General features: G+C 72.0%; 12 protein-coding genes and 1 riboswitch. Of the genes, 2 read left to right on the top strand and 10 right to left on the bottom strand.

The features are described from left to right. Window positions 1–983 (top strand): AAA family ATPase (locus DY245_RS22430; RefSeq protein WP_244943197.1); only part of this gene is annotated, 983 nt, incomplete at its 5' end. 54 nt (window positions 984–1,037) lie between these two features. Here the strand turns inward: DY245_RS22430 and DY245_RS22425 are convergent. The 10 genes from DY245_RS22425 to ribD all read right to left on the bottom strand — a co-directional run bounded on the left by DY245_RS22425 (window position 1,038) and on the right by ribD (window position 9,681). Then, on the bottom strand, window positions 1,038–2,168 hold the full coding sequence (locus DY245_RS22425; protein WP_128509037.1) for a hemolysin family protein: 1,131 nt from the start codon (window positions 2,166–2,168) through the stop codon (window positions 1,038–1,040). After that, window positions 2,165–3,547 (bottom strand): hemolysin family protein, encoded by a 1,383-nt coding sequence (locus DY245_RS22420; RefSeq protein ID WP_128509036.1) that lies wholly within the window; start codon window positions 3,545–3,547, stop codon window positions 2,165–2,167. Before DY245_RS22420 ends, DY245_RS22425 begins: the two co-directional genes overlap by 4 nt. Before the next feature lie 174 nt (window positions 3,548–3,721). Further along, complete coding sequence (locus DY245_RS22415) at window positions 3,722–4,174, bottom strand: PH domain-containing protein (protein ID WP_128509035.1); 453 nt, start codon at window positions 4,172–4,174, stop codon at window positions 3,722–3,724. Window positions 4,175–4,232: 58 nt separating this feature from the next. Next, on the bottom strand, window positions 4,233–5,081 hold the full coding sequence (hisG, locus tag DY245_RS22410; protein WP_128509034.1) for an ATP phosphoribosyltransferase: 849 nt from the start codon (window positions 5,079–5,081) through the stop codon (window positions 4,233–4,235). Window positions 5,082–5,132: 51 nt separating this feature from the next. Continuing rightward, window positions 5,133–5,405: a phosphoribosyl-ATP diphosphatase gene (locus tag DY245_RS22405; protein ID WP_086720687.1), complete on the bottom strand. Its 273-nt coding sequence runs from the start codon at window positions 5,403–5,405 to the stop codon at window positions 5,133–5,135. A 34-nt stretch (window positions 5,406–5,439) separates the two neighbouring features. After that, window positions 5,440–5,925 carry a 6,7-dimethyl-8-ribityllumazine synthase gene (gene ribH / locus DY245_RS22400; RefSeq protein WP_128509033.1) on the bottom strand — a complete coding sequence of 162 codons (486 nt, stop codon included), beginning with the start codon at window positions 5,923–5,925 and terminating at the stop codon, window positions 5,440–5,442. A 55-nt stretch (window positions 5,926–5,980) separates the two neighbouring features. Beyond that, on the bottom strand, window positions 5,981–7,261 hold the full coding sequence (locus tag DY245_RS22395) for a bifunctional 3,4-dihydroxy-2-butanone-4-phosphate synthase/GTP cyclohydrolase II (protein ID WP_128509032.1): 1,281 nt from the start codon (window positions 7,259–7,261) through the stop codon (window positions 5,981–5,983). Next, window positions 7,258–7,911 (bottom strand): nicotinamide mononucleotide transporter family protein, encoded by a 654-nt coding sequence (locus DY245_RS22390; protein ID WP_128509031.1) that lies wholly within the window; start codon window positions 7,909–7,911, stop codon window positions 7,258–7,260. The genes DY245_RS22395 and DY245_RS22390 overlap by 4 nt, the downstream gene beginning before the upstream one ends. Beyond that, window positions 7,908–8,552, bottom strand: coding sequence for a riboflavin synthase (locus tag DY245_RS22385; RefSeq protein WP_128509030.1), 645 nt, complete (start codon window positions 8,550–8,552; stop codon window positions 7,908–7,910). The genes DY245_RS22390 and DY245_RS22385 overlap by 4 nt, the downstream gene beginning before the upstream one ends. Window position 8,553: 1 nt before the next feature. Then, the gene (gene ribD / locus DY245_RS22380) at window positions 8,554–9,681 is read right to left on the bottom strand and encodes a bifunctional diaminohydroxyphosphoribosylaminopyrimidine deaminase/5-amino-6-(5-phosphoribosylamino)uracil reductase RibD (RefSeq protein WP_244943196.1); all 1,128 of its coding nucleotides are present in this window, start codon (window positions 9,679–9,681) and stop codon (window positions 8,554–8,556) included. A 154-nt stretch (window positions 9,682–9,835) separates the two neighbouring features. Further along, window positions 9,836–9,966: riboswitch (FMN riboswitch) on the bottom strand. Window positions 9,967–10,149: 183 nt separating this feature from the next. Between ribD and DY245_RS22375 the strand changes: the two genes are divergently transcribed. Next, window positions 10,150–10,929, top strand: a complete 780-nt coding sequence (locus DY245_RS22375; protein WP_128509029.1) for an SDR family oxidoreductase — start codon at window positions 10,150–10,152, stop codon at window positions 10,927–10,929. The last annotated feature ends 71 nt before the right edge of the window (window positions 10,930–11,000 follow it).

Here is an 11,000-nt window from a genome sequence, read left to right as displayed (position 1 = left end):
GGGCGCCGGCCGGGGGCGATACCGCGGCCCGGGTCAAGGCCGCGGCCCCGGGGCCGCGCGGCGTCGAGCGGCTGCCCGCCGGGCCCGCCGATCCGGTGCTGCTGGAGAAGGCGCTGGCGGAGCTGGAGCGGATGGTCGGCATGGAGCCGGTCAAGCGACAAGTACGGGCGCTGTCGGCGCAGTTACGGATGGCGCGGCTGCGTGCGAGCCAGGGGCTGCCGGTGCAGCCCCCCAAGCGGCACTTCGTCTTCTCCGGCCCGTCCGGCACCGGCAAGACGACCGTGGCCCGGATACTCGGGCGGGTCTTCTACGCCCTGGGGCTGCTCGGCGGCGACCATCTCGTGGAGGCCCAACGGGCGGATCTGGTCGGCGAGTTCCTCGGCCAGACCGCCGTCAAGGCAAATGAGCTGATCGACTCGGCGCTGGGCGGGGTGCTGTTCGTCGACGAGGCGTACAGCCTGTCCAACTCCGGCTACAGCAAGGGCGATGCGTACGGCGACGAGGCGCTACAGGTGCTGCTCAAGCGCGCCGAGGACAACCGCGACCGCCTCGTCGTCATCCTGGCGGGCTACCCGGAGGGCATGGACCGGCTGCTGGCCGCCAACCCGGGCCTGTCCTCCCGCTTCACCAGCCGCGTCGACTTCCCCAGCTACCGGCCGCTGGAGCTGACCGCCATCGGCGAGGTACTGGCCGCCGAGAACGGCGACCGCTGGGACGAGGAGGCCCGCGACGAGCTGTGCAGCATCAGCGGCCATGTCGTCGAGCAGGGCTGGATCGACGAGCTCGGCAACGGCCGCTTTCTGCGCACCCTCTACGAGAAGAGCTGCGCCTACCGCGATCTGCGGCTCTCCACCTGGCGCGGCACCCCCACCCGCGACGACCTCGCCACCCTGCGGCTGCCCGACCTGATGCAGGCGTACGGCGAGGTCCTCTCGGGGCGGGGGCCCCATACCCAGGGGCCGCCGAAGGGACCGGACTACTGAGGCCCGTGCCGGGAGCTCTCCCCCGGACGGGCCTCGGCCGGGCAGTGCGCGGGCTCAGCTCGCCAGCGCCCGGTCCTCCGTGGGCAGCGACGCCTCCTCGCGGGGCTCGGTGACGCGCTCCCCCGTGTCGCGCCGGGCGGCGCGGGCGGCGGGAGCCCGGTGGTGGGAGGGGTCACGGACCTCGCCGACCAGCATCTCCAGGACGTCCTCCAGGGCGACCAGGCCGAGCACCCGGCCGGTCGCATCGGCGACCGCCGCCAGATGGGAGGCGGCCCGGCGCATCGCCGTCAGGGCGTCGTCCAGGGGCAGCTCGGCGCGGAGCGTGGTCATCGGGTGCCAGACGCGCTGGGGCACCGCGCGGTCCCGCTCCTCCAGGTCGAGGACGTCCTTGACGTGCAGATAGCCCATGTACGCGCCGCCGGACGCGCACACCGGGAAGCGGGAGTAGCCGGTGCGTACGGTCAGCTCCTCCACCTGGCGGGGCGTCACCGTCGGCGGGGCGGTCACCAGGCCCGCCCGGTCGAGCAGAACATCCGTGACCGGGCGGCTGCCCAGTTCCAGGGCGTCGGAGAGGCGCTCCTGTTCGGCCGGTTCGAGCAGGCCCGCCTGGCCGGAGTCCTCGACCAGATGGGTCAGCTGCTCGCTGGTGAAGACCGCCTCGACCTCGTCCTTCGGCTCGACGCGGAAGATCCGCAGCACCCCACGGGCACAGGCGCCGAGCAGCGCGGTGACCGGGCGGCACAGCCGCGCGAAGGCGACCAGACCGGGGCTGAACCACAGGGCGGTCTTCTCGGGCGCCGCCATCGCCAGGTTCTTGGGGACCATCTCGCCGATGACGAGGTGGAGGAAGACCACCAGTGCCAGGGCTATGACATAGCCCAGCGGGTGGACCAACGCCGTGGGGAGCCGGGCGGCCTCGAAGGCCGGCTCCAGGAGGTGGGCCACGGTCGGCTCGGCGACCGCACCGAGGGTCAGCGAGCAGACGGTGATGCCGAACTGGGCGGCGGCCATCATCTGCGGGAGGTTCTCCAGGCCGTGCAGCACCTGCCGGGCCCGTGTGGAGCCTTCCGTCGCCAGCGGTTCGATCTGGCTCCGGCGTACAGAGACCAGGGCGAACTCGGCGCCGACGAAGAAGCCGTTGGCGAGCACGAGCAGCACCGCGAAGAGCAGCTGGGCCAGGATCATCGGGCCACCTCCGCACCGGCCGCGACGGGCTCACGGGACGCCCCGGGGGCGACGGGCGCCGCAGCGGCTGCGGCGGGGGCGGTCCGTACGAGTCTTATCCGCTCGGCGCGGTGGTGCGACACCAGCCGCACCCGCAGCCGCCAGCCGTCGAGCTCGGCGGTGTCGCCGGGGGCCGGGATCCGGCCGAGTATGTGTGCCACCAGTCCTGCCACCGTCTCGTACGGTCCTTCGGGGGCGTCCAGGCCGATCCGCCGCAGGGTGTCGACCCGGCAGCCGCCGTCGGCGTCCCAGGCGGGGCGGCCGTCCTCGGGCGGGGCCTGGCCCAGTTCGGGCAGGTCCACGCCGTCGTGCTCGTCACGGACCTCGCCGACGAGCTCCTCGATGATGTCCTCCAGCGTGACGACGCCGGCCGTTCCGCCGTATTCGTCGACGACCACCGCGATCGGCTGTTCACTGCGCAGCCGCTCCAGCAGCGGCTGCACCGGCAGCGTCTCGGGCACCAGCAGCGGCGGCACGGCGATCCGTCCCGCCGGGGTGCGCAGCCGGTCGTGCGCGGGGACGGCCAGCGCGTCCTTGAGGTGCACCATGCCGACGACCTCGTCGAGCCGGGTGTGGTAGACGGGAAAGCGGGAGAGTCCGGTGGCGCGGGTGAGGTTGACCACGTCCTCGGCGGTCGCGGACGCCTGCAGGGCGCTGACCCGTACGCGCGGCGTCATGACGTTCTCCGCGGTCAGATCGCCCAGCGAGAGGGTGCGGACAAAGAGGTCGGCGGTGTCCTGCTCGATCGCGCCGGCGCGGGCGGAGTGCCGGGCCAGCGAGACCAGCTCGCCGGGCGTGCGGGCGGAGGCCAGCTCATCGGTCGGCTCCACGCCCAGGGCGCGTACGAGGTGGTTGGCGACGGTGTTCAGCAGGGTGATCACCGGGCGGAAGAAGCGCGAGAAGGCCTGCTGCGGGCCGGCGACGACGCGGGCGACCTGCAGCGGCTTGGAGACCGCCCAGTTCTTGGGCACCAGCTCGCCGATGACCATCTGGACGGCCGAGGCCAGCAGCATGCCGATGACGACGGCGACGCCGGGGACCGCGCCCTTGGGCAGGCCGACGGCGAGCAGCGGGCCGTCCAGCAGCTGGGCCAGGGCGGGCTCGGCGAGCATACCGACCACCAATGAGGTGATCGTGATGCCCAGTTGGGTGCCGGACAGCTGGAAGGAGAGTTCTCGCAGGGCGGAGACGACGGTGTGCGCGCGGCGGTCGCCGTCGGCCGCGGCCCGTTCGGCGTCCGCCTTCTCGACGGTGACGAGTCCGAACTCCGCGGCGACGAAGAAACCGTTGGCCAGGATCAGGACGAGGGCCGCCGCGAGCAGCAGCAAGGGGCCGGTCATGCCGCCGCCTCCGTGGTATGCGGGGGTTGGGGAGGGGCGGCGCAGGTACTACAGGACGATCCGTCCATTGCCGGAGGGAGTCACTCCTCGGGTCGCAGTTGGCCCACTGAGGGGCGGGGCGCACGGCGCGCCCCGGAGAACAGAGTAAACAGCGGGGCCCGGATTAGGGCAGGCTCACCCGGCCGTGTGGTCGAGCGCACCGTGCTTCTCGGTGAGGTCGCGCAGCGCGCGGGCGTCCCGGATGGCTTGGTCCTTGGCGATGCCGGGCTGGATGCCCATGGCGGGCAGGCTGGTGCCGTCGGCGAGGTCGAGGTGGACCCAGGGGTCGCCGGCCCGGAGGTTGACACGCAGGATCTGGGCCCAGGCCAGTTCGCGCTTGGTGGTGAGGTTGACCACCGTGACGCCCTCCTGCCGGGCGACCACCTTGGGGCGGCTGAGCAGCAGGAGGACGGCCAGCACCAGCAGTCCGGTGACGACGAAGCTGGCCCGCTCGCCGCCGCTCAGCTTCGGCAGCAGCAGCGCGATCGCGGTGAGGGCGGCGAGCTGGGCGATGCCGACGGCGTACAGGACGGCCCGGGTGCGGGTCGGCCGGAACGTCACCGGGAGGCTGGGCAGGGGCGCGGACACGTCGTCGGTCTTCCGTCGGTGGGTGAAGCGGTGCGTTGGGGTGGTCGGTGGCGGTGCGTCAGAGCCGGCAGGCGTGGATGCCGGTGGTCAGGATCGCGCGGGCGCCGAGGTCGTAGAGCTCGTCCATGATGCGCTGGGCGTCCTTGGACGGGACCATCGAGCGGACCGCGACCCAGCCCTCGTGGTGCAGCGGGGAGACGGTCGGCGACTCCAGGCCGGGGGTGAGGTCCACGGCCTTCTCGACGTGCTCGACACGGATGTCGTAATCCATCATCACGTAGCGCCGGGCCACCAGGACGCCCTGCATACGGCGGAGGAACTGGCGCACCTTCGGGTCGTCGTCCGGTGCGCCGGTGCCACGGATGACCACGGCCTCGGACTTCAGGATCGGCTCGCCGATGATCTCCAGGCCGGCGTTGCGCAGCGTCGTGCCGGTCTCCACCACATCCGCGATGATCTGGGCGACGCCGAGCTGGATGGCGGTCTCCACCGCGCCGTCGAGGTGGACGACGGAGGCGTCCACACCGTTGTCGGCGAGGTGCTGGGTGACCAGGCCGGCGAAGGAGGTGGCAATCGTCATGCCGCCGAACTCGCTGACGTCCTTGGCGGTGCCCGGACGGGTGGCGTAGCGGAACGTCGATCCGGCGAAGCCCAGCTGGAGGATCTCCTCGGCCGGCGAACCGGAGTCCAGCAGCAGGTCACGGCCGGTGATGCCGATGTCGAGCTTGCCGGAGCCGACGTAGACGGCGATGTCACGCGGGCGGAGGAAGAAGAACTCGACCTCGTTCTCGGCGTCGACCAGGACCAGTTCCCTGCGGTCCTTGCGCTGGCGGTAGCCGGCCTCATGGAGCATCGCCGACGCAGGCTCGGACAGTGAACCCTTGTTGGGGACAGCGATGCGCAGCATGAGAGCGAGTTCCTTTGCAGCTAAGGGTGTTGGAGCGGGTGCGGGGGCGGATCAGAGGTGGGCGTAGACGTCGTCGAGGGAGATGCCCTTGGCGACCATCATGACCTGGAGGTGGTAGAGGAGCTGGGAGATTTCCTCGGCGGCGGCCTCGTCGGATTCGTACTCGGCGGCCATCCACACCTCGGCGGCCTCCTCGACGACCTTCTTGCCGATCGTATGGACACCGGCCTGTACCAGCTCGGCGGTACGGGAGGTCGCGGGGTCGCCGGTGGCGGCCTTCTGCTGGAGCTCGGAGAACAGCTCCTCGAAAGTCTTCTTGGACATGATGGTGACTACCCTACGCGGTCGCCCGCTCTCCTCAGCGCCAGGGCTCGGACACGGAACGGAGCGTCGCGGCGGTGGCGACCGCGGCGGTGACCGCTTCGTGGCCCTTGTCCTCGGTGGATCCCTCCAGGCCGGCCCGGTCCAGCGCCTGCTGCTCGGTGTCGCAGGTCAGCACGCCGAAGCCGACCGGTACACCGGTGTCCACCGAGACCTGGGTCAGGCCCTGGGTGACGCCCTGGCAGACATAGTCGAAGTGCGGGGTGCCGCCCTTGATGACCACGCCGAGGGCGACCACCGCGTCATAGCCGCGGCCGGCCAGGACCTTGGCGACGACCGGCAGCTCGAAGGCGCCGGGCACCCGCAGCAGCGTCGGCTCGTCGATGCCGAGCTCGGTCAGGGCGCGCAGTGCGCCGTCCACGAGGCCGTCCATGACCTGTTCGTGCCATTGCGCCGCGATGACGGCCACCCGCAGGTCGCCACAGTTCTTCACGGTCAGTTCGGGTGCGCCCTTGCCGCTCACGGTTCTCCTCGTACGGGTGGTGGTGCTGGGGGTTCGGTGATGTCGTGCCGGGTGGTTACTGGTTGCCGCAGGTGGTCGCGCGGTCGGCTTCCAGCCAGGGCAGGTCGTGCCCCATCCGGTCCCGCTTCGTGCGCAGATACCGCAGATTGTGTTCGCCGGCCTTGACGGGCATCGGCTCGCGGCCGGTGACCTTGAGGCCGTGCCGCACCAGGGCGGCGGTCTTTTCGGGGTTGTTGGTCATCAGGCGCAGCGAGTGGACGCCGAGGTCCTGGAGCATCTGCGCGCCCGCGGCGTAGTCCCGGGAATCGGCGGGCAGCCCCAGTTCGAGGTTGGCGTCGAGGGTGTCGCGGCCGCGCTCCTGGAGTTCGTAGGCGCGCAGCTTGGACAGCAGTCCGATGCCGCGTCCCTCGTGGCCGCGGAGGTAGATGACCACTCCGCGGCCGGCCTCGGTGATCCGCTGCAGCGAGGCCTCCAGCTGGGGGCCGCAGTCGCAGCGCAGCGAGTGGAAGATGTCGCCGGTCAGGCACTCGGAGTGGACCCTGACCAGGACGTCCTCGCCGTCGCCGAGCTCGCCGGCGACCAGCGCGATGTGTTCGACGCCGTCGACGGTGGAGCGGTAGCCGTACGCGGTGAACTCGCCGTGCGCGGTGGGCAGCCGGGTCTCGGCCTCGCGGCGGACGGTGGGCTCGGAGGTCTGCCGGTAGGCGATCAGGTCCTCGATGGAGATGATCGACAGACCGTGCTTACGGGCGAACGGCACCAGCTCGGGCAGCCGCAGCATCGTGCCGTCCTCGCCGGCGATCTCCACGATGGCGGCGGCCGGGCGCAGTCCGGCCAGCCGGGCGAGGTCGACGCCGGCCTCGGTGTGGCCGTTGCGGACCAGCACACCGCCGGGCCGGGCGCGGAGCGGGAAGATGTGGCCGGGCCGTACGAAGTCGCCGGCCACCGATTCCCCGGAGGCGAGCAGCCGCAGGGTGGTGGCGCGGTCGGCGGCGGAGATGCCGGTCGAGACGCCGTGCGCCGCGGTGGCGTCGACGGAGACGGTGAAGGCGGTCCGCATGGACTCGGTGTTGTGCTCGACCATCTGCGGGAGTTCCAGCCGGTCCAGTTCCGGGCCCTCCATGGGGGCGCAGATCAGTCCGCGGCACTCGCTCATCATGAAGGCGACGATCTCGGGGGTGGCCTTCTCCGCGGCGATGACGAGGTCGCCCTCGTTCTCGCGGTTCTCGTCGTCCACGACGACGACGGGACGGCCGGCGGCGATATCGGCGATGGCCTGCTCGACGGGGTCGAGCGCCAGGGATTCGGCGTCGTACCAGCTCTGCAGTGCGGTCATGCCGCTGCTCCTTCCAGGACGGGGCGGCTCTCCGCGCGCGAGCGCAGCCACCAGTCGCGCATGCCCCACACGACGAGGGCGAGATAGACGACGTAGACGAAGCCGGAGAAGACGAGCCCGCTGCTGAAGGCGAGCGGGACGCCGACGAGGTCGACCAGCAGCCAGGCGAACCAGAACTCGACCAGCCCGCGAGCCTGGGCGACCATCGCGGCGAGCGTGCCGACGAAGATGTAGGCGTCCGGCCAGGGGTTCCAGGACAGCTGCGGGATCAGGGTGAACAGTCCGCCGACGGCCGCGGTGCCCACGGCGGTGCCGCCGAGCAGCAGTCCGCGCTCGCGCCAGGTGGCGAACCGTACGGCGATGGAGCCGTCCTGGGCCTGCTGCCGGCCGCGCCGCCACTGCCGCCAGCCCCACAACGCCACGCCGATGACGAGGAGTTGCTTGCCGACACCGCCGCTGAGGTGGGCGGAGGCGTAGGCGGCGACGAGGATCACGCCGGAGAGGAGCTGGGCGGGCCAGGTCCATATCGAGCGCCGCCAGCCGAGCGCCAGGGCGGCCAGACCGATGGTGTTGCCGATCATGTCCGACCAGATGACGTGCTGGCCGAAGGCCGTGAAGGCCACACCGTTCAGTGGGTCGAGGACGCTCACCGGTCCATCTCCTTGACTTCCTCAAGATCCTTGATGTCCGACGCGTGCGACGTGCCCTGGCCCAGCAGCCGCTCGACGTACTTGGCGAGGACGTCGACCTCAAGGTTGACCGGGTCACCGGCCTTCTTGATGCCCAGGGTGGTCAGGGCGAGGGTGGTGGGGATGAGGCTGATGGTGAAGTAGTCGTCCGCGGCGTCGACGACGGTGAGGCTCACGCCGTCGACCGTGATGGAGCCCTTCTCGACGACATAGCGGGCGAGCGCCGCCGGCAGCGCGATCTTGACGATCTCCCAGTGCTCCCCGGGGGTGCGCTCGACGATGGTGCCGGTGCCGTCGACATGCCCCTGGACGAGGTGTCCGCCGAGCCGTCCGCCGAGCGCCATCGGGCGCTCCAGGTTGACGCGCGAACCGGCGGCCAGCGCGCCGAGGCTGGAGCGGTTGAGGGTCTCGGCCATCACATCGGCGGTGAATTCACCGTCGGCGGTGTCCACGACGGTCAGACAGACGCCGTTGACGGCGATCGAGTCGCCGTGCTTGGCGTCCTCGGTGACGACGGGGCCGCGGAGCCGGAACCGGGAGGAGTCACCGAGGTTCTCGACGGCGACGACCTCACCCAGTTCTTCGACGATTCCGGTGAACACTTCAGTTCTCCTCGTGGAGGGTGTGGCGGATGGGGGTGGCGGTGATACGCAGATCGGGGCCGAGTCGTTCGGTGTCGGTCACATCGAGCCGCAACGCCTGGGCGATGGTGGTGATTCCGGCTTCGCCGACGGCCGCCGGTCCGGCGCCGAGCAGCACCGGGGCGAGATAGCCGACGACCTTGTCGACGGCCTGGGCGGCGAGGAACGCCCCGGCGAGCGTGGGCCCGCCTTCGAGCAGTACGGAGCGGATATCGCGCGCGTACAGGGCCTGGAGCAGTGCGGGGATGGAGAGGCCGCGCCCGTCGACGGCGCGCGGCAGCCGGAGCAGCGGCGCGAGGCCTTCGAGATGGGCGGCGTCGGCGTCCTCGGCGACCGCGACGAGGGTGGGTGCGGTGCCGTCCAGGACGCGGGCGCCGGCCTTGACGGCGGTGGCGCCGGAGTCGACGACGACCCGCAGCGGCTGGCTGATCTCGTCGTCGGACAGCCCGCTGATCCGGGCGCCGAGCTGGGGGTCGTCGGCGCGGGCGGTGCCGGAGCCGACGATCACGGCGTCCGCGGCGGCCCGCAGCCGGTGCACATCGGCGCGTGACTGGGGCGAGGAGATCCAGCGGCTGGTGCCGTCGGCGGCGGCGATCCGGCCGTCGAGGGTGGCGGCGTACTTCCACAGCACGAAGGGGCGGCCGCGCAAGACCGAGGTCAGCCAGGCCTCGTTGCCGGCGGTGGCCTCGTCGGCGAGGAGTCCGCCCTCGACGTCGATCCCGGCTTCGGCCAGGGTGACGGCGCCGCCGGTGGCGGTCGGGTTGGGGTCGGAGACGGCGTAGACGACCCGGGCGATCCCGGCGTCGATCAGCGCCTGGGCGCAGGGACCGGTGCGGCCGGTGTGGTTGCAGGGTTCGAGGGTGACCAGCGCGGTGCCGCCCCGGGCCCGCTCGCCGGCGGCGCGCAGTGCATGGATCTCGGCATGCGGCCCGCCGGCCCGCTGGTGCCAGCCCTCGCCCGCCGTACGGCCCTCGGAGTCCAGGACGACACAGCCCACGACAGGGTTGGGGCTGGTGTGCCCGAGGCCGCGCGCGGCGAGCTCGATGGCTCGGCGCATCGCCGCGGTCTCGACGGGGGCTGCGGTGGCCACCGGGTCCTCCTGCCTCTCAGGGCACGGACTCCGGGGCTGTCTGGAACGACAGAAACGGAACGACGCCACGGGGACACCGCGGCCGGACATACACGGACCCGTCCGGAAAAACGACCGGACGCGCCGCCGACGGCGGTGTACCGAAGCTCGCCCGCCGCGCACTGCCTCCCATCCGGACTTTCACCGTCGGTGCAGGAATTTCACCTGCTCAACCGGCCGCTGGCTGCGGACGGGTCGCGGACTATAACCGCCGGTTCGGAATTACACCGACCCCGGAGTGCGCTGCTGCTTTTATGTCAGTACAGCTTCAGTCTGCCACGCCTGATCGTCGCCCATGCGAGCGAAGCGCTGTGGGCTGCCTCACAGCGCCCGGCGCGCCGAACTGTCACAGACGGCGCAGGTGATTCGTCATAGCGGAGAAGCACGCGCAAGGTGCGCGTCCCCTCTCCCCTCAAGGACTGATCCGCGATGGCGACAATTCTGGTGACCGGCGGCACGGGCACGCTCGGGCGGCCCCTGATCGACCGGCTGCTCGACGACGGCCATGACGTCCGCTCGCTGAGCCGGCGGCCGCACACCGGCACCGAGCGGCCGCGGCTGCGGTCGTACGCGGTCGATCTGCGCGACGGCACCGGCCTGGCCGAGGCGATGGCGGGCGCGGACGCGATCGTGCACTGCGCCACGACGCCGACCGGCGGTGACGCGGAGGCGGCCGGGCGGCTGGTCGAGGAGGCGAAGGCGGCCGGCGTCCCGCATCTGGTGTACATCTCGATCGTCGGGGTGGACCGGGTCCCGATCGGCTACTACCGCACCAAGCTCGCGGTGGAGCGGCTGATCGAGGACTCCGGTCTCGGCTGGACGGTGCTGCGGACGACGCAGTTCCACAATCTGGTGCTCGGGGTGATCAAGGCGGGCGCCCGGTCGCCGGTGCTGCCGGTGCCGACGGGCGTCCGGGTGCAGCCCGTCGAGGTGCACGAAGTGGCCGACCGGCTGGCCAAGTTGGCAGCGGGCGAACCGGCCGGCCGGGTCGCGGACATGGGCGGCCCGGAGGTACTGACGGCCCGGGATCTCGTACGGGCCACGCTGGAGGCGGGCGGGCGCCGCCGGCTGCTGATGCCGCTGTGGCTGCCGGGCTCGGGGGCCGCGGCGCTGCGCCGCGGCGGGAACCTCACGCCGGAGCACGCCGACGGGCGGCGGACGTACGCCAAGTTCCTGGCCGAGCGCGCGGGCGCCGCGGCGGGGCGGTGACGGACCACCGGGCGGTGGGCGTGCGGTGGCCGGCGGCGCTGCCGTGGCTCAACAGGGGCGCGGGCGGGGCG

Source organism: Streptomyces inhibens, assembly GCF_003389455.1.
GTDB lineage: Bacteria > Actinomycetota > Actinomycetes > Streptomycetales > Streptomycetaceae > Streptomyces > Streptomyces inhibens.
The sequence above is the reverse complement of the archived record's forward strand: the minus strand, read 5'-3'. Positions and strand labels throughout refer to the sequence as shown.

Coding starts and splice junctions, on each gene's coding strand:
- DY245_RS22425 (WP_128509037.1), bottom strand. CDS start 2,168: ATGATCCTGGCCCAGCTGCTCTTCGCGGTGCTGCTCGTGCTCGCCAAC.
- DY245_RS22405 (WP_086720687.1), bottom strand. CDS start 5,405: ATGTCCAAGAAGACTTTCGAGGAGCTGTTCTCCGAGCTCCAGCAGAAG.
- DY245_RS22420 (WP_128509036.1), bottom strand. CDS start 3,547: ATGACCGGCCCCTTGCTGCTGCTCGCGGCGGCCCTCGTCCTGATCCTG.
- DY245_RS22375 (WP_128509029.1), top strand. CDS start 10,150: ATGGCGACAATTCTGGTGACCGGCGGCACGGGCACGCTCGGGCGGCCC.
- hisG (WP_128509034.1), bottom strand. CDS start 5,081: ATGCTGCGCATCGCTGTCCCCAACAAGGGTTCACTGTCCGAGCCTGCG.
- DY245_RS22395 (WP_128509032.1), bottom strand. CDS start 7,261: ATGACCGCACTGCAGAGCTGGTACGACGCCGAATCCCTGGCGCTCGAC.